At 43.4% G+C, this 18,361-nt stretch carries 16 protein-coding genes and 3 tRNA genes; 8 read left to right on the top strand and 11 right to left on the bottom strand.

All coding sequences use genetic code 11. The features are described from left to right. The first annotated feature begins 295 nt into the window (after positions 1-295). Complete coding sequence (astB, locus tag FX988_RS01595) at positions 296-1,636, top strand: N-succinylarginine dihydrolase (protein WP_160178034.1); 1,341 nt, start codon at positions 296-298, stop codon at positions 1,634-1,636. 220 nt (positions 1,637-1,856) lie between these two features. Here astB and FX988_RS01590 read toward each other — a convergent pair whose 3' ends face one another. After that, positions 1,857-4,037, bottom strand: a complete 2,181-nt coding sequence (locus FX988_RS01590; RefSeq protein WP_160178033.1) for an Ig-like domain-containing protein — start codon at positions 4,035-4,037, stop codon at positions 1,857-1,859. A gap of 125 nt (positions 4,038-4,162) precedes the next feature. Between FX988_RS01590 and FX988_RS01585 the strand changes: the two genes are divergently transcribed. Further along, positions 4,163-5,512 (top strand): dicarboxylate/amino acid:cation symporter, encoded by a 1,350-nt coding sequence (locus FX988_RS01585; protein WP_160178032.1) that lies wholly within the window; start codon positions 4,163-4,165, stop codon positions 5,510-5,512. Positions 5,513-5,593: 81 nt separating this feature from the next. Here FX988_RS01585 and FX988_RS01580 read toward each other — a convergent pair whose 3' ends face one another. From FX988_RS01580 to dnaQ, 8 genes are all read right to left on the bottom strand, one after another. Beyond that, positions 5,594-6,829, bottom strand: a complete 1,236-nt coding sequence (locus FX988_RS01580) for a lipoprotein-releasing ABC transporter permease subunit (RefSeq protein WP_160178031.1) — start codon at positions 6,827-6,829, stop codon at positions 5,594-5,596. A 12-nt stretch (positions 6,830-6,841) separates the two neighbouring features. After that, positions 6,842-7,525 carry a lipoprotein-releasing ABC transporter ATP-binding protein LolD gene (gene lolD, locus FX988_RS01575; protein WP_160178030.1) on the bottom strand — a complete coding sequence of 228 codons (684 nt, stop codon included), beginning with the start codon at positions 7,523-7,525 and terminating at the stop codon, positions 6,842-6,844. Between the two features lie 38 nt (positions 7,526-7,563). After that, positions 7,564-8,625, bottom strand: a complete 1,062-nt coding sequence (locus tag FX988_RS01570) for a CNNM domain-containing protein (RefSeq protein ID WP_160178029.1) — start codon at positions 8,623-8,625, stop codon at positions 7,564-7,566. Positions 8,626-8,837: 212 nt separating this feature from the next. Then, a tRNA-Asp gene (locus tag FX988_RS01565) sits at positions 8,838-8,914 on the bottom strand. A gap of 26 nt (positions 8,915-8,940) precedes the next feature. Beyond that, positions 8,941-9,017 (bottom strand) — tRNA-Asp (locus FX988_RS01560). 32 nt (positions 9,018-9,049) lie between these two features. Continuing rightward, positions 9,050-9,126 (bottom strand) — tRNA-Asp (locus FX988_RS01555). A 182-nt stretch (positions 9,127-9,308) separates the two neighbouring features. Then, positions 9,309-10,766, bottom strand: a complete 1,458-nt coding sequence (locus tag FX988_RS01550; protein ID WP_160178028.1) for a TIGR03503 family protein — start codon at positions 10,764-10,766, stop codon at positions 9,309-9,311. Positions 10,767-10,795: 29 nt separating this feature from the next. After that, entirely contained in the window at positions 10,796-11,503 is a 708-nt protein-coding gene (gene dnaQ, locus FX988_RS01545) for a DNA polymerase III subunit epsilon (protein WP_160178027.1), read from the bottom strand. A gap of 80 nt (positions 11,504-11,583) precedes the next feature. Here dnaQ and rnhA point away from each other — a divergent pair, with 80 nt between their 5' ends. Then, complete coding sequence (gene rnhA / locus FX988_RS01540) at positions 11,584-12,045, top strand: ribonuclease HI (protein ID WP_160178026.1); 462 nt, start codon at positions 11,584-11,586, stop codon at positions 12,043-12,045. Between the two features lie 51 nt (positions 12,046-12,096). On the opposite strand, the gene FX988_RS01535 is transcribed toward rnhA, so the two are convergent. After that, positions 12,097-12,450 (bottom strand): VOC family protein, encoded by a 354-nt coding sequence (locus tag FX988_RS01535; protein WP_160178025.1) that lies wholly within the window; start codon positions 12,448-12,450, stop codon positions 12,097-12,099. 311 nt (positions 12,451-12,761) lie between these two features. Here FX988_RS01535 and sppA point away from each other — a divergent pair, with 311 nt between their 5' ends. Beyond that, the gene (gene sppA / locus FX988_RS01530) at positions 12,762-14,621 is read left to right on the top strand and encodes a signal peptide peptidase SppA (RefSeq protein WP_160178024.1); all 1,860 of its coding nucleotides are present in this window, start codon (positions 12,762-12,764) and stop codon (positions 14,619-14,621) included. 84 nt (positions 14,622-14,705) lie between these two features. Next, positions 14,706-15,245: a SprT family zinc-dependent metalloprotease gene (locus tag FX988_RS01525; RefSeq protein WP_160178023.1), complete on the top strand. Its 540-nt coding sequence runs from the start codon at positions 14,706-14,708 to the stop codon at positions 15,243-15,245. Here FX988_RS01525 and yfbV read toward each other — a convergent pair. Then, the gene (gene yfbV / locus FX988_RS01520; protein WP_160178022.1) at positions 15,242-15,688 is read right to left on the bottom strand and encodes a terminus macrodomain insulation protein YfbV; all 447 of its coding nucleotides are present in this window, start codon (positions 15,686-15,688) and stop codon (positions 15,242-15,244) included. The genes FX988_RS01525 and yfbV overlap by 4 nt on opposite strands. A 257-nt stretch (positions 15,689-15,945) precedes the next feature. Here yfbV and trxB point away from each other — a divergent pair, with 257 nt between their 5' ends. The 3 genes from trxB to FX988_RS01505 are packed head-to-tail and all read left to right on the top strand — an operon-like array spanning position 15,946 to position 18,347. Continuing rightward, on the top strand, positions 15,946-16,896 hold the full coding sequence (trxB, locus tag FX988_RS01515; RefSeq protein ID WP_160178021.1) for a thioredoxin-disulfide reductase: 951 nt from the start codon (positions 15,946-15,948) through the stop codon (positions 16,894-16,896). A 51-nt stretch (positions 16,897-16,947) separates the two neighbouring features. Further along, complete coding sequence (gene aat / locus FX988_RS01510; RefSeq protein ID WP_160178020.1) at positions 16,948-17,652, top strand: leucyl/phenylalanyl-tRNA--protein transferase; 705 nt, start codon at positions 16,948-16,950, stop codon at positions 17,650-17,652. Further along, complete coding sequence (locus tag FX988_RS01505; RefSeq protein WP_160178019.1) at positions 17,652-18,347, top strand: arginyltransferase; 696 nt, start codon at positions 17,652-17,654, stop codon at positions 18,345-18,347. The genes aat and FX988_RS01505 overlap by 1 nt, the downstream gene beginning before the upstream one ends. Positions 18,348-18,361 lie beyond the last annotated feature (14 nt).

Raw genomic sequence — 18,361 nt, 5'->3', positions numbered from 1 at the left:
TATTTATTAGGGTTTTTAGATGAACCGTAGAAGAATTGCTCGTTCACCGCTATAAAATGCTTTTTAACATATATCGACAAAGTGAATAGAAAACAAGTTCTTCTTCATACTTATCCGATAATCGTCATACCCAAGCCCAGTTCACTGTTCAAATTTCAACCACCTCGATTGGCAGCGACTTTAAAACCAGTATAATGCCGTCCATGACACACCTAGATGAAGATGGATTGGTCATTTTCAAGGTCAACTTTTTCGCTTTTGGTTTAGCGAATACAGATGCGCATATGAGGATAAAATGAAGCAGTTTGAAGTGAATTTTGACGGACTCGTTGGGCCGACCCACAATTACGCGGGTTTATCATACGGTAATGTTGCCTCGTTAAGTAATGCGAGTGCCGAGAGCAGCCCTAAACAGGCCGCTAAGCAGGGCTTAAAGAAAATGAAAGCCCTAGCTGACCTTGGCATGATTCAAGGCGTGTTGGCGCCTCAAGCGCGTCCTGACGTGGATGCGCTACGTCGTTTAGGCTTTTCTGGCTCAGATGCCAATGTCTTGCAGCAAGCTGCCAAGCAAGCGCCGGCGATTTTTCAAGCCTGCTGCTCAGCATCAAGTATGTGGACAGCCAATGCTGCGACTGTTTCACCAAGCGCAGATACCGCGGATGGCAAAGTGCATTTCACCCCAGCCAATCTGACCAACAAATACCATCGCTCATTAGAGCCTCAGGTCACAGGCAATATTCTTAAGGCCACGTTTGCCAATCCAACCCATTTTAGCCATCACACGCACCTACCAGACAATGAACACTTTGGCGATGAAGGGGCGGCAAACCATACGCGTTTATGTCGCGAATATGGCGAAAAAGGTGTCGAGTTGTTCGTCTACGGGCGATATGCATTCGACAAAAGCAAACCTGCACCGGTCAAGTTTCCTGCTCGACAAACCCTAGAAGCTAGTCAAGCGGTTGCACGCTTACATGGATTAAGTGACGAGAACGTGGTCTTTATTCAACAAAACCCTGAGTTAATTGATCAAGGCGTATTTCACAATGACGTTATTTCTGTCGGCAACCAAAACGTGTTGTTTTATCACGAGCAAGCATTCTTAGATACGGACAAGGCGTTTGCTGAAATTAAGCAGAAATACGGTGCCAGCGAGTTACATTTTATTAAGGTTACAACAGAGCAAGTCAGTGTCCAAAACGCGATAAAAAGTTACTTATTTAATACTCAGCTAATCACACTTCCCAGTGGAGAGATGGCCATTATCGCCCCTACTGATTGTGAAGAAAACCCAGCAGTTTCAGCTTACTTGAATGAACTGGTCACCTTAAATACGCCAATTAAACACATTCGTTACTATGATGTGAAGCAAAGTATGCGAAACGGCGGTGGGCCTGCCTGCCTGAGGTTACGCGTAGCTATGAATGAGACTGAATTAGCGGCCGTCAATCAAAGTACTATGATGAACGACGCGCAATTTGAACGCTTAAACAACTGGGTCGACAAACATTATCGGGATCGCTTATCGGTTGACGATTTACGGGACGTGGCACTATTAAATGAGTCGCGTACTGCCCTTGACGAACTGACTCAGTTATTGAAGCTAGGGTCAGTATACCCGTTCCAAAAAGTATAAGCCGATAGCGATATTTTGAATGGCATTCAACGCCAGTCATAAGCGCAAACACAGAAAAGCCCAGTAGTAAGCTACTGGGCTTTCTATATTGCGATACCTTGGCTATGGATCGTGCTCTCTCTATTCAGCCTTTACCTATACCCCAGACTATAGTCTGTCTTTACTTAAGGTTAAAAGGTCATACTTCCAGACACTTAGCCTTTGCAACTGCAACGAAGATTTATAGGATATCGTTGCAATTGGCTGACTCACCATAAGGATTGTCTGGCGGCGGTGAAGCTGAATCGGTCAAATCACCAGATGCTATACCAAGATCGTAGTCATGTTGCTCAGATGACTCACTGCCTTGAGATTCCCCATTTGCAGTTATGGATACCGTTGTCCAGGCACCAAACGCTTTAGGGTAACTCAAGGTAAATAAAACCTGGCCATTTGCATCTGTGATCCCTTGCGATTGTACTGCGACTACGTTGCCGGGAGTGAGCTGTGCATCACCATTAATGTCTTCACCTTCATCCAGAATACCATTGCCGTTTGTGTCTTCGTTATCACACACAGCGGTGACATTTTTATTCCAAATATTGGCGGTGGTATTGAAGGTCCAAAATCCTTTCTGATATGTTCCACCGACGTTGAACGCTTTGGGTGGTGCTGAGAATGTAATATTAGCATTTTCCACTGGGTTAGAATCCGGGTCGGTGACAAAGGCTGAGAACTCCTTAGTATAAGATGACTCAGTGGGTGACTGAATTGTGTTGCCCGTACCAAAGACGATGTCAAACGGTTTATCGCCAACGGTCAGTTGAGTAAAGTCAGACACGGTTTGAGTATCATCCACTGTGCCGTATACCTTAACCCCCTCAAATGTACTTAGGGCGTTAGACGTGTAAACAGTCTTTGCAATACCGCTTCTATCCGTAGTGGCTTGATTCGGTGAGATTTGCCCGCCGCTGACATCATCTAGCAAAAAGTTAATCGTTTTACCCTTTACCAAATTCCCCCGAGCGTCCCTTACCACTGCGCTGATAGTACTTATTTCTCCTGTAGGGCCAATTGAGTCAGGCGTGGCATCGACAATGATGTTATCTGCCTGGGTTGCAACAAACTCTACTTGTGTGCGAGCAGTCACCTGATTGCCGTCACTGTCAGTGCCTGTAGCAGAGATGCTGGCAAAGCCTGCATTATCCGCTGAAATTGCAAAGCTTACCAAGCCATCACTATCGGTTGTTTTGGTGCTTGTAGCTATCACTCCTCTTGAGGTGGTTAGAGTGACCTGCGTCCCTGATACTGGTATGGTATTGGACAGCCACGTCAAACCAAGAGAAGCCGTTTGGTTAAGGGCGACTTCGTCTGTTGGAACAACGGTGAAGCTAAAATCGTCGGCTTGCACCGATACATTAAACTCACTTTCGTCATTCAATGCACTGGCACTGATCGTATCAATACCCGCTGTATTACCGGTATAAGTCACTGTCACCTGACCATTCGTACCCGTAGTGGGTGTAGTCGAGCTAAGTAAACCATTTGCAGTGGAAAGATTAACTTGCTGATTTGCGATCCCGTTACCATCTGAATCAAGCAAACTAACGGTTAAGTCAACAGGATCGTTTAAAATCACTGAGCTAGGCCCATCAATATTCACTGTGGTGCCGACCACTGATATGGATACCGTTTGGCTTAACGTTCCGCTTGTCGCTGTGATTTGAATATCTCGATTCTGACGATTGTTCTGTGTCGTAAGCGTTGCGGTTGCTTGACCATCTGCTCCGGTAGTGCCTTGCGTGATCATTAGCGCGGCATCGGCATCGGCCGAAAAGACCACATCGATCCCTTCCATAAGTACATTCTGCGCGTTTTTAACCAAAGCGATTAGTTCAATACTGTCTGTGCCACTTGAGGGTAATTGCACTGCCCCAGCAAATAGATCAAGGGAGCTTGCCTGCACGTTCTCCTGCGTTGTTCCTTGCGATGTGAAAGTGGTACTGGCGCTTTGCCCGTCACTGAGTGTTGCAATAACCTCACCAGAGCCCGAATCTTCACCAACGAGCAAGGTAATTGTTGCATCCCCTGTGGTACCCGTCGTAGCCGTACCTGAGTCATTACTAAATTCGGCTAACCCTTGGGGGCTAAAGGTAAAGGTGACGAGTTGATCGGTCACGATCGCACCTGTGTTGTCTCTGACGCTGGCAGTCAAGGTTAATGGGTTTGATGCGCTAAGTTGTGAATCAGTTTGCCCATCTGCACTCATAAGGCTTAGGTTAACCGAATAGGTGATAGTATCTGGTGTATCGTCTCCATCAGATGAACCGTCTCTGGATATAGAGTCAGAACCGCCCCCTCCGCAGGCTAATAACGAAAAAATCATAAAGCTGCTTAAAAGCAATCTTGTGTGTAGATACATACAAATAGTCCTTTGTTTTTAAGGGTTAACCTAAGTGGTGTGTCACATATCTGAACATTTTAATTGTTCAGCTTACTGAGCAAACTTGCTAACCTATAGGCAATAATAATAAATTCAGGAAAATCATGAGCCAATCCCTCCCCCCCAACCGCCAAAAATTCAGTTTAACTGCCAGAATATTTTTTGGCATGCTGGCCGGTATTGTTATCGGTAGCCTTCTCCAACAACTGTTTGATGATAGCGGAGATTTTTCGTTTAGTGTATTTGGCTTAGAGGTTTCTACGTATGGACTTTTAGTCGATGGTATATTTAACGTCGTTGGGCAAATTTTTATCGCCAGCCTCAAAATGCTCGTTGTGCCCCTGGTATTTGTTTCTCTAGTGTGCGGCACTGCCAGCTTATCGGATCCGAGTAAATTAGGTCGTCTTGGTGGTAAGTCCATTTTACTTTACATAGGCACCACAGCCATAGCGATATCCCTTGCGGTCAGTTTTGCTCTATTAGTTTCGCCTGGCGAGTCCATCAGCATGACCACTGATGCAGCTTATCAGGCAAAAGAAGCGCCGAGTTTAGGACAAGTGATCATCAATATGATGCCATCCAACCCAGTCAACGCTATGGCACAAGGCAACATGCTACAAATCATCGTGTTTTCTGTCTTATTCGGTGTCGCCATGTCTATGGCCGGTGACGCAGGTAAGCGGTTAACGTCTATGTTTGAAGACTTAAGCGAAGTCGTCATGAAATTGGTTACTATACTAATGAATCTAGCGCCCTACGGTGTGTTTGTATTAATGGCTAAACTCTTTGCCACAATTGGTTTTGATACTATCGCTGGGTTACTCAAATACTTTTTATTGGTTATGTTTGTTTTAATGGTTCATGCCTTTGTCTCTTATCCCATTATTCTGAAATTATTAAGTGGGCTTAATCCCGTTATACTGCTTAAGAAAATGCGCGATGCCGCGATATTTGCATTTAGCACTTCAAGCAGTGGCGCAACCCTGCCTGTTACGCTTGAAACCGCCACCAACAAGCTGGGTGTAAAATCCTCTGTGGCCTCATTCACTGTACCTTTAGGCGCAACCATCAACATGGATGGCACCGCTATTATGCAAGGTGTAGCCACGGTATTTATTGCTCAAGTGTATGGCATCGATTTATCGCTTGGGGATTATATGATGGTAATTGTGACTGCCACACTGGCCTCTGTCGGGACCGCCGGCGTGCCTGGTGTAGGCTTAATCATGCTTGCTATGGTGCTGCAACAAGTCAACCTGCCGGTTGAAGGTATAGCATTGATTATTGGAGTTGACCGCTTGCTAGACATGACCCGTACATCCGTTAACGTTACTGGCGATTGTATGGTGGCCTGTATTGTGGGCAAAAGCGAGGGGGAATTTGATATCGACAGGTACAATGATCCTGACGCGGGTAAAAAGGAAGAAACACTTCACTCACCAAAGGCGAGTTAACTTTTGCAAAAGAACAGGTAAGTTTGTTACGCATATTACTATCAATAAAGGCAGTGCATTAAAACGCACTGCCTTTTTATTTTAGTGCCCAAGTACCTCTGCGGGGTTAACACTAGCCGCCTTTCTGGCAGGATAAACCGTTGCGATTATGGTTAAGGCTAAAGCGATAAACGCAGTAATATACACTTCATGCCATTTAAGCGCTGACGGTAAGAAATTGATAAAGTAAATATCACCTGACAAAAAGTGAAACCCAGTTAACCGCTCTATCCCTTGGGCGACAGAAGACAAGTTCAATGCCATCAATACACCACTTGTAACCCCGATAGCGGTACCTATAATCCCATTTATTAGGCCTTGCAGCATAAATATTAAAATTATTTTTTGCTCGGTTGTGCCCATTGTTTTTAGCATGGCAATTTCAGATTGCTTCTCGTTTACTGCCATGACTAAGGTAGAGACGATGTTAAAGCAAGCCACGCCAATTACTAATATCAGGGTGATGTAGACGACCACTCGAACCAGCTGAATATCTTGATAAAGGTGGCCTTGGGTCCGTGTCCAGTCTGACATATAAACTTCTTGGGAAAATCCAAACCCTATCTCCCGTGTAATTAATGGCGCTGCAAACGGATCATGATAACGAAACCGTAACCCCTGAACACCATGAGTTACGCCCAATGTCTCGGAGGCCAGAGGTAAATGCATATAGCCGATATGGTTATCTAATTCACCACCAATTTTTACCTCTCCCAGTACATTCAGCCACAGGGTTTTTGGGGCTTTAATGGATAAATCATCACTCAATTGAGGTAGCAACAGTTTTACTTTGTCACCCAGTTCAATACCAAGTTTATGCATCGCGCCTGCACCTAATAATACACCTTGAGTGTCATTCGAAAACGTTTGCCATTGGTGTTTAGCCACACTGCTTAACATTCCATCATTCTCGGCATATTGAGGATCAATTCCTACCAACTCAATCGCTTTCATTTTTTTGCCTTTTTGCAGCATGCCTGTTGCCTTGGTATACGGCTGAATCGACTCGATCCGCGCGTCTTTCTCTAGCTGCGCAATTTCATTTTGCCAATCTGCAATCCCTTGCTTGCCCACAGCATAGAGCTCACCGTGAGGTATAATTGACAATAAACGGTCTTTTAACTCACGTTCGAAGCCGTTCATAACTGAAAGCAGCAAGATCAGAACAAAACATCCTAGCGCAATACCGACGGTAGATGAGGCCGAAATAAAGGAAATGTAACCATTTTGCTGCTTACTGCTGCGAAAACGCCACGCAAGTTGAAGAATTAGCTTCATTTAACTCTGGCCTTAAACATCGGGCGAGCTTAATTGCCCGTTTACTAAACTAAGGGATCGATCCAGACGCTTAGCTAACTGAATATCGTGAGTGACCACAATAAAACTAGTTTGACTAAGATCACGTAGCTCATTGAGCAATTGATATATTCCTTCACCTGTTTTGGTGTCTAGGTTTCCGGTGGGTTCATCAGCTAATACAAGTTTAGGCTGATTAACGAGCGCTCTCGCTATCGCCACACGTTGTCGCTCTCCACCGGATAACATGCTCGGTCGATGGGTTAAGCGATGCGATAATCCAACTTTTTTAAGCATCTCTTCAGCGTGATGCAAAGCCTGTTCACGTTTTTCATTCGCGATTAAACGGGGCATAGCTACATTTTCCAGCGCAGTAAATTCAGGCAGTAAGTGATGCGCTTGGTAAACAAATCCTAATGATTGGTTTCGAAATCTAGCTTGCTGCGCATTTGAAAAAGCAAAAATGTCTTGCTGTTCGAATAACACGCTTCCTGAGGTTGGGTGATCAAGAGCTCCCAATAAATGCAGCAAGGTACTTTTGCCTGAACCAGAGCTGCCTATAATCGCGAGTTGTTCTGAAGTGTGAACGGTTAAATTCACATTATTTAGGATATGTACGCTATCTTTGCCGTCATCATACTGTTTAGATAAGTGATTACATTTCAACAGTTCATGCATATGTTTGCTTAGTCCTTAATGATTTTTTCAACGACATCTTAAGCTTTCGTTTGATTTGATTTATGCAACGCAGCGCGCTCTCGACGCTTCCACATGAGTCGTGCAAGCTTTTTCATACTGACGTTTTTGTCATTTTCATCAACTATTTCTACGCCCAATAAAGATTCAGTCAGATCTTCATCTGTGAGAATGCCTTCTAACCCACCATATTCGTCTACCACCAATAACATATTGGCGCGTTTCGTGTGTAATGGGTGTAAAGCTGCCGACAAAGGCATACTACTTAACAAGGTAACCATCTCTTTGCGGTATACACTGACCGGATTTTTCTCATTCTTGCGGATCATAGCTAACAAAATATCTTTCTTAAGAACGTAACCGGTGATCTTTTCTGGCTCAGCATGTTCGTATATGGGGATGCGCGAAAACTCTACGGTGCCGTGCTTATGATAAAAAGCTTCCACTGTCATCTCTTCTGATACAGAAAAAATAACGGTACGGTGAGTCATGGCATTTTTAATCTTTAGCTCATCAAGAGAAAGTAAGTTTTGCAATATGTTGGCTTCTTGCTTGGCGATTTGCCCTTCTTGATAAGATTCATCTGTTAACACTGCCAGTTCAGCCTTGCTTAACCCTTTCAAAGGCGAGTCATCACTAAAGCCAGCGGTGAGCTTATTGGCCAGCAATACAAAAGGGTAAAGGCACAAAATGAGGTATTTTAAAAAATATGCGGTGGCTGGCGCCAGTTTACGCCAAAACGTCGCCCCCAAGGTTTTAGGAATAATTTCTGAAAAAACCAAGATAAATAAGGTCAAAATGGCAGAAATGACCCCCATGTATATTTCACCAAACACTGCCGCAGCTTGCGCGCCGGCTCCTGCAGCCCCCATTGTGTGAGCAACTGTATTTAATGTCAGAATAGCGGCCAGTGGATTATTGATATTTTGAACTTGTTCTCGCAGTAAGATGCCACTTTTATGCTGCTCTTTCTCAAGAACTGAAATATATGCAGAGGATACGCTCAAAATAACCGCTTCAGCGATAGAGCAAATAAACGAGACACCTAAGGCCAACGCAATATAAAACAACAATAAGATCAAGCTAATACACCTATTCGTCAATCATTGGTGCAGATAGTAAGCTATCTGCACGCTAAAATTTAGAGCAAGCAGTTTACCTGAAGCACACACTAAAGACATGAATTTCAGCCACATAGCTAAAAGCAAAATGAGATAAGTTGTTTCAAAAATTTGTCATGAACTGGCTGAGATAAAGTAGAATGGAATAAATATAATGTAGAGATAAAAATTAATGGCGGAACGGACGAGACTCGAACTCGCGACCCCCGGCGTGACAGGCCGGTATTCTAACCAACTGAACTACCGCTCCCCATATAATTTTCGTTGTTTTGAAATTGGCGGAACGGACGAGACTCGAACTCGCGACCCCCGGCGTGACAGGCCGGTATTCTAACCAACTGAACTACCGCTCCGCTGTTTCAAAACCGAAAATATTAAAAGAAATTGGCGGAACGGACGAGACTCGAACTCGCGACCCCCGGCGTGACAGGCCGGTATTCTAACCAACTGAACTACCGCTCCAGTTTCTTTAATACTTTCAACGAGTTAAGAAGTTAATCTAGGACCTTCCCCTCAACCGCGGCGCAGATAATACGGTTAACCCTGTATCGAGTCAACAGCTTTTTCTGCATTTTATCGCTTAATTTCAATTTTTTCGTTTGTTTGCCTATACAGTGAGCGATTTGACCAAAATGCAAACAACATTACGCAGTTTTGTTACTGCTGTCTTTTTTCGCCCCACTCTTTTTCGGGTTTGCATTGATATCATTTGCCTCTTCAAGGCGCGCTTTATTACCAGTAATACGTTGTTTGAAACGCGTTATAAATCCCGCTTTGCTATTTTTCTCTGAGTCTGGTGGAGCGATCTCACTCAAAGCTTCAGTGACCGTAACAGGTTTGTCTCGCGTAACAAACCAAATTAATGCGCCACCTACTATTAATAAGAACACGTTTATTCCAATAATCAACAGTATTAATGTGGACGTGGCCATTTCTGGCTCTGTGGACACGGCTTCAGCTGGCAAGATTGGCTGTTGTTGATTTATGACGTCTTGTGAACTTTCTTGGTTCGTGCCATTGGCAGTTTGCTCGTCTAATGTCGGAGCAATCATTGGCTCTTCAGTGAGAAAGCTAAACTCCGGTACATCTAGAATCACGTCGCGCCCATCAATCGTGTTGGCAAAGGCTGTTAACTTAATGCGATACACGCCGTATTCGTAATTGACAATAAGGTGTTCACGAATATCCATCGACGCGTCAGTAATGGAAAAATTTTGAATATCGCCATTAGGAAATTTAACTTTTCCGTCGATCAGCAAGGTCGACATATTAATGTGTTCACGGTCTGCATCGATCATTAACTTATGATACCCGCCTGCCCCGCCATGTTGATCTACCGAGATATGTATCGGGTTCGGATAAAGCATCACAGCGTCATCGACCTGTTCTCTGGAGAACATAGGTGTGGATACCATAAAAGTCGGGATCCACTCACCTGCTGCTACCGACAAGTTGAATTGACCAGTGAACGTACCGTCTAATGGTATTTCGTCCATGCCTTGACCATTGTCTTCAAAGGTCGCTATGGTTTGTGAGTCAGCACCAAAATTATTACTGTCAGGATTATTGGTACTAAAGAACTGCATACTTAGGGTAACAACATCACGAAATTCAGTATAATTGATTGGTTCACCGCCATTGGTTAAGTGGGCAGTTTGTTTTAGAATTTCACCAGAAAAAATGACGCTGGGTAACGGCTCTGCGTGCAATGACAGGTCACTGATCACCATCACTCGGCTTTCTGGCTCAATATCCCCTACAGCTTGCCAAGGACCCGGCATGGGCTTTTTAATACTCACCATGTCATAGGTGGCGGTATCAAACCAAAAAACACCTTCACCATCTGCTTGAGACTGATAGATTTTACTGCCATCTGGCCTTACCAAGACCACAGGCAAACTACCGTATTCGCGAAAGAAAACCATGGTGATCTCATCCACTTCATGATCAATTCGGAAACGATTTTGCAATAACTTGATGCTATTTTGAAAATCATCACCTAAAGATATAAGCGGATTTGGTGCTTGTCGTTCTGCTTGAGGCGTTTGTGCGTTAATAATAGTGGATAAGAATAGCGCACTAAATAACAGAGGTTTTAACATAGCATCTCAAATGAATAATGGTTTGGCGCCTATTCACGCCACAAACAAGAACCGCCTTCTTTAGTGACTAAATCCAAACGTTTCTCATGCTCAACTAATTCATCGGCTGTGGCACGCAAAACCTTTAACTGATTTAAGCTAGGATCAAGCCTACGAATTGGTTCAACCTGACTGCCACCTTCAGAGTTTGATTTACCCGATAAATTCAGTGCCGTCTGGCCCCCTGTCATCATTAAATAAACGTCGGCGAGGATCTCGGAATCCAGCAATGCGCCGTGGAGCTCTCGGTGTGAGTTATCTATACCATAACGTTTACATAAAGCGTCAAGGTTATTCTTTTGCCCTGGGTGAATTTGCCGCGCCATTTCCAGCGTATCAAGCACAGTACACATGTCAGCGGTTTTTTTACCGCCCATTGAGGCAACTCGGTCAAACTCATGATCCATAAAACCGACATCAAATGGCGCATTATGAATCACCAGTTGAGCACCACTAATAAACTGCGCAAAATCTGCAGCAACATCCGCAAACACGGGTTTATCTAATAAATACTCATTTGTGATCCCGTGAACCTCTATCGCTTCTTGTTCAATTAGACGTTGAGGGTTTATGTAGACATGAAACGTGTTACCTGTGAGGCGGCGGTTTAACAGCTCTACACAACCTATTTCTATTATTCGATGACCCTGCCTAGGATCAATACCGGTTGTTTCTGTATCTAGTACGATTTGTCTCATGGTTTCTCTAATTGTTTCAGGCTGACGTTAAGATGCGATTACATTATACTGCGAAAAATTTTAAATGATTGATAATTGAAATGAAACACATAGAAATTTATACCGATGGTTCCTGTTTAGGTAATCCAGGTCCTGGTGGTTACGGGGCTGTTCTTTTGTTTGGACAACATAAAAAAGAGCTTAGCAAAGGGTTTAAGCACACAACGAATAATCGTATGGAGTTATTAGCGACCATAGAAGCATTAGCCAGCTTAACCGAAACCTGTAAAGTCGATTTAACCACGGACAGCCAATATGTAAAAAATGGTATCAATCAATGGATAAAAAACTGGCGAAAGAATGGATGGCGCACATCAGACAAAAAACCGGTTAAAAATGTCGATTTATGGAAACGTTTAGACGAGCAAGTCAATCAGCATCAAGTACAATGGCACTGGGTTAAAGGCCACTCTGGACATCCCATGAACGAGCTTTGTGATGTTTTAGCTCGAAACGCAGCGTCTAGCATAGACTTATTCGCCGACGAAGGCTTTCAGGGGTAATCCAAATAGGTCTATTCTCGGTCAAGTATAAAGAGCCAGCATCAGGCTCTTTTATTTGTCGCTCCAAACGGCATATTCGTTACCGCAAGGGTCAGTAAAGTGAAAACGCTTCCCTCCAGGAAAACTAAAAATAGCCTGCACTATTTTACCACCGCTTTCTTCGATTTTGCCTTGAGTGACGATAAGGTCATCGCTAAAAAGTACGACCAAAACACTACCATTGACCGTTGAAACCGCTTGCTTAGCGCTAAAGAACCCTCCGTCAATTCCCACTCCGTCGAAAGCGCAGTAATCTGGCCCATAGTCGATAAATTGCCAGCCGAAAACGGAGCTAAAGAACGCTTTGGCTAAATTTATATCCTTAACGGGGATTTCGATATAATTAATTTTGTGATGTGCAGACATCCTAATACTCCTGAATAATAAGTGAAAAGTCCCTCGCTAATTAACCCAAATCTTGTCGTTTAATCAACCGTCTCTAGCTAGTAATACTAATTCCATTAATTAATCTCTCAGCGAGAATTTGATGGAATTGGTATAAACCCTAGGTTAAAAAACACACAAATAAAAAGCAAATAGCGCGAAATGATGCGAACGTAAGAATTTTTGCGGTTAAAAAGAGCAGAAGTTACATTAATTTACACTTGTGGATTCTATCGAGTTCAGATTTTAGTTAGGATGCATTATTGTTTTTAAGTAAGTGAACCCGAATTAATATGTCAACCGATAAAAGTTGGACCAAAGCCCTGTTTGGCGGTATTTGGTCAGTTCTCAATTTTAGCCGCAAGTTATTCTTTAACATTATCTTTTTAGTCATAGCCATCGGCATCATTTCGTTAATTTTCAAAGATAACGGTCAAATAGGTGTGAAACAAAATTCTGCTCTTGTGCTGAATTTAAGAGGCGATATTGTCATCCAAAAACACGCAATAGATCCTTTTGAAGCGTTTATGCAAGAAGCTTTAGGTCAAGAAAATGAAAAGCCAGAGGTATTGTTACAAGATATTTTGCTTACTTTGGACAACGCTAAACAAGATCAGCGTATCAAAGCTCTGGTACTTGATTTACAAGAACTCAACGGTGCGGGGTTAGATAAACTAGAACAAATCGCCCAAGCCATCGATGATTTCAAGCTCAGTGAAAAACCAGTTTACGCTATCGGTGACTATTACACGCAAGAGCAATATTACATTGCCAGTCATGCTGACCACGTATATATGAACCCTATGGGTTGGATGCTATTTGAAGGATATGGCCGGTTTGGCATGTATTACAAATCAGCGTTAGATAAGATCAAGGCGACTACGCATGTTTTTAAAGTAGGCACCTACAAGTCAGCAGTAGAACCGTTAATTCGTGATGATATGTCAGAGGCGGCAAAAGAAGCGAATAAAGCTTGGCTAAATGCCATGTGGTCTCAGTATAAGAATAATGTAGCCGAAGCACGTGGTTTATCAGCAGACAACTTCGACGAAAAGGTTGACGAATTTATGATTAAATTCGAAGACGTCAATGGTGATTTTGCCCAGTATGCGTTAGAAAATGGCTGGGTTGATGGATTAAAAACACGTGAACAAGTATTGCAAGAACTGGTTTCCGTCGTCGGAGAAGACGACTCCAAACGTGGTTACACCAATATAACGTTCAAGCATTACTTACACATAGTGAACCCGCCGCTTCCCCACTTAGATACAAATGTTGATAAGGTCGGCATTGTGGTCGCTAAAGGTACCATTTTAAATGGTGACCAAAAGCCAGGTACAGTAGGGGGTGACAGCACTGCAAATTTATTACGTAAGGCTCGTTTAGACGACAACATTAAATCGGTCGTGTTATATGTAGACTCACCAGGTGGCAGTGCTTTTGCCTCAGAGATTATTCGCCAAGAAATTGAAAACCTCAAAGCAGCAGGCAAACCAGTCGTAGCCCTGATGAGCACATACGCGGCATCCGGAGGATACTGGATATCAGCGAGTGCCGATGAAATTTGGGCAGCGCCCAGCACCATTACCGGTTCAATAGGTATATTTGGCATGTTCGTCAGTTTCGAAAATACCCTAGATTACTTAGGTGTACATACCGATGGTGTGGGCACCACAGATTTTGCAGGCATGGGCATAACTCGCGGTATCGATCCTAAAATGGGCCAAGTCTTGCAGCGTAGTATCGAGCATGGTTACGACCAATTCATTTCACTCGTCGCAGACGAACGCCATATGAGCAAAGAAGACGTCGACAGCATCGCACAAGGCCGCGTTTGGATAGGTGAAACAGCATTATCGTTAAATTTAGTCGACCATCTTGGCTACATAGATGACGCAGTATCAGCTGCAGCACAACTAGCTGATTTAACTGAATACGATGTCACCTACGTTGAACGCTCATTAAACAGCAGTGAATTGTTCTGGAAAGAGTTCTTTTCTAATGTATCTGTGATGTTAGCAAAAACTCAGTTTGCCCAGAGTGATAGCAAATTAATGAGCTTAATTAGCCAAGTAACGGCGGATTTTGACGATGTAATTAAGCTTAATGATCCTCGCGGCGTTTATGCTTTTTGCTTAACCTGTGAAATTTAACCCTTAATATATCACTGGCAGCGTCCTATTCTTTGCTGATAAGACGCTGCCTTTAAACTTAGGGTTTACCCGCCCTCCATATTAATGAAACCTTTGAACAACCCTTCTTTCCATCAAAACCAGCTTAATCAATCAGATATTCAAGCCCATGTCGTTGATCGTGTACATGCCTGCGTTCAATTAGCTAACCGGTCACTATCAGTTGACTTAGCCTTACCGGCGATAACCTTTAATCAAAGAGGTAAAATTGCCGGTTGTGCGCGGCTGCAAACAAATGAGTTGCGGTTTAATCCCGTACTGCTAGCTGACAACTATCAAGCATTTATAGATGAAGTGGTGCCCCATGAGGTCGCTCACTTAATCGCGTATGCGCTTTATGGTCGAGTAAAACCCCACGGAAAAGAATGGCAAGCCATTATGCGGCAAGTATTCGGATTAAACGGACATACATATCACAAAATGGACGTGACAAAAGTCAGTGGAAAACGTTTTACCTATCAATGTTTATGTGGTGATATTGAACTGAGTGTCAGACGCCATAATAAGGTGCTAAGACAGCAACAACAGTATATCTGCCGCCAATGCCATCAGGTACTTAGCTTCAAACCGTCTAGCAGCGTCTAAAACCAACGCTGTGTAAAGGCTTTGTCTAAATCGTCAAATGCAGTTTTAAGCAGTGCCGCTAATTCTTTATACTTCGGCCGGGGTTTCATATTTGCCACAAAGCACCCTTGCTGACGCATCTTTTGATGAATATCACGATACCAACTCGAAGTTGATGGAGGAAGCCATTGATTTGATCTGTGCCCCAGCCACAACAGGCCTTGTACCGGGATAGATAAAAAGAAGATGGCCATAGCTACCGCATTAGGTAACGTTGCTAAGCCTGTCGCAGAATAAGCCAACGCAACCGTTAATACTGCCAGTGGCGGCATGGTTTTAATGGCAAGTTTAGTGGCAGAAATCACTCTGCATTCAGGGAAAAGTGGATACAGTTCCTTTTTGACTGGCCAAGTTTGCATATACTGCTGGCCATCTTTGAATAAAGTAAAAACGGTTTGTGCCATGGCAACCTACTCAATTTAATGATTCACCATTCTAAGGTGTCATCAGAATATTAGCGAAAAGATCACTCTTTAGAAAGTTATCTAAGGCATTAGTTCTGCTAAATATCATTGAAATATAACTTATCGTCATTTTTTTATTATTTAGAGATTGAAAGTTTCCAGTAGAGACGCATTTCTATGCGTAACAACAAGAGAACTTCTTTACCTCATTGGCGCTATTGAATAAAATCGCCAACAAATTCATTTTGGAGACATTCATGTCTGAATCAAGACACGTAAAATTACTTATTTTAGGCTCAGGCCCAGCGGGATACTCGGCAGCCGTGTACGCAGCACGTGCTAATTTAAACCCAGTATTGCTAACCGGTATCCAGCAAGGTGGTCAACTTACCACGACGACCGAAGTTGAAAACTGGCCAGGAGATGCAGAAGGGTTAACGGGTCCTGATTTGATGGTTCGCATGCAGCAACATGCTGAAAAATTCGATACTGAGATTATCTTCGATCACATTAATAAAACGGATCTAACAAAGCGTCCGTTTACCCTAGTTGGTGATGCTGGAACGTATACATGTGATTCTTTGATAATTTGTACTGGTGCCTCAGCGAAATACTTAGGTATGGAATCTGAAACCGCGTTTATGGGTAAAGGCGTATCTGCCTGTGCCACCTGTGACGGATTTTTCTATCGCAATCAAAAAGTAGCCGTTATCGGTGGCGGAAACACAGCCGTTGAAGAAGCGCTCTATCTTTCGAATATTGCCTCAGAAGTACATGTCATCCACAGACGTGATACGTTCAGAAGTGAAAAAATCTTATCTCAGCGCCTGTTTGACAAAGCTGAAAATGGTAACGTTACCTTACACTTGAACAGTACGCTAGATGAAGTACTGGGTGATGAAATGGGCGTGACTGGTGTTCGTATAAAATCGACAGTGTCAGATGAAACCAAAGAGTTAGATGTTATGGGGCTATTCGTTGCTATTGGCCATCAACCAAATACTGGCATCTTCGAAGGTCAGTTAGACATGAAAGACGGTTACATCAAGGTTAACAGTGGTACGGCAGGCAACGCTACGCAAACCAGTGTTGAAGGTGTTTTTGCCGCAGGTGATGTAAGCGACCACGTATATCGTCAAGCAATCACCTCAGCTGGAACGGGTTGTATGGCAGCACTGGATGCTGAAAAATTTTTAGACGCGTTATAAGCGTTAAAGATCCAAGGCCTCGTTTGAGGCCTTTCACTTCAATGAGCCAGTATGATTGAACTGTTTCAGTTAGATAGATCACTGCATTTCCCATCTCCCGCTCAAGCGTTATCTGACCCTCCCGGTCTGCTTGCCTTCGGCGGAGACTTATCGGTTAACCGACTAATGTACGCCTATCAACAAGGTATTTTCCCTTGGTTCAGTAGCAATGAACCGATTTTATGGTGGTCACCTGATCCCAGAGGCATATTGCCTTTAGAAAATTTCAATGTGTCGAAAAGCTTAAGAAAATTCATTCGTAAAACGTCCTTTCGCGTTACGGTAAATACACATTTTGCTCAGGTAATACACGCATGCGCTAACGTTTCTCGTCAATCGTCTGGCACGTGGATAACAGACGAAATGATCAACGCGTATATCGAGCTGCATCGCAATGGTTTTGCACACTCAATAGAAGTATGGGATGCTGAGACACTTGTTGGCGGCTTATATGGTGTAACCCCTGGTAATCTCTTTTGCGGGGAATCTATGTTTCATTATGCGACGAATGCTTCAAAGCTTGCTATGTTTTATTTAGTCGAACTGCTGCGTCAAAACGGCTCTGAATTTATTGATTGCCAGTTACAAAACGAGCACTTAGCAAGCCTTGGGTGCATTGAAATCCCGAGAACCGTGTTCTTAAGCAAACTTAAAGAGGTTGTAAAAGAACCGATAAATCAGTCCTTGTGGCGCCCAAGGGAACTCACGCAAGCGTAATGAAATTTGGAATTAGTCAAAGCTTTGACTGTAGTTATTTATCAGGTGAGCAAGAAACATTACTCGTTTATGCAGAGGAAACAGGACATAGTTTTCACTACGAAATGCTAATGGCAGCTGGTTTTCGGCGCAGCGGCTCACAACTTTATCGGCCCCACTGCGCGCACTGCCATGCCTGTCAAGCAATACGGGTCCCTGTGAGTGACTTTGCCCCATCTAAAAGCCAGAAGCGTATTCTCAAACGTAACAACGACATAAAAGTGGTATTAAGTGAAGAAAATAAACCTCACTACTACGGTTTGTACAAGCAATACATCAATACCCGACACCAAGATGGCAGCATGTATCCAGCAACACCAGATCAATACGCAAGTTTTGCCGATGGTGGCTGGCTGAAGCCGCTGTTTATAGAATTGCATCTTGATGGTGAATTGGTGGGTATTGCCGTAACCGATTCATTGGAAAAAGCTTTGTCGGCGGTTTACACGTTTTTTGAACCTTCTTTGGCTCATCGTTCCTTAGGTACTTTCGCCGTCTTACAACAAATAGCGATCGCTCGGCGTTTATCTAAAGCACATTTATATTTAGGCTACCAGATAGATAACTCTCAAAAAATGAGCTATAAGCGCAATTTTTTACCCCACGAGCGTTTTATTGAACAAAAATGGCAGCTAATTTTAAAAAAAGACTGGTAAAGCTTTACACGGCC

Origin of the sequence: Paraglaciecola mesophila, assembly GCF_009906955.1 — a bacterium.
GTDB classification, from domain to species: Bacteria; Pseudomonadota; Gammaproteobacteria; order Enterobacterales; family Alteromonadaceae; genus Paraglaciecola; species Paraglaciecola mesophila_A.
Note: the sequence above shows the minus strand (reverse complement) of the source record. Positions and strands in the feature narration are given on the sequence as shown.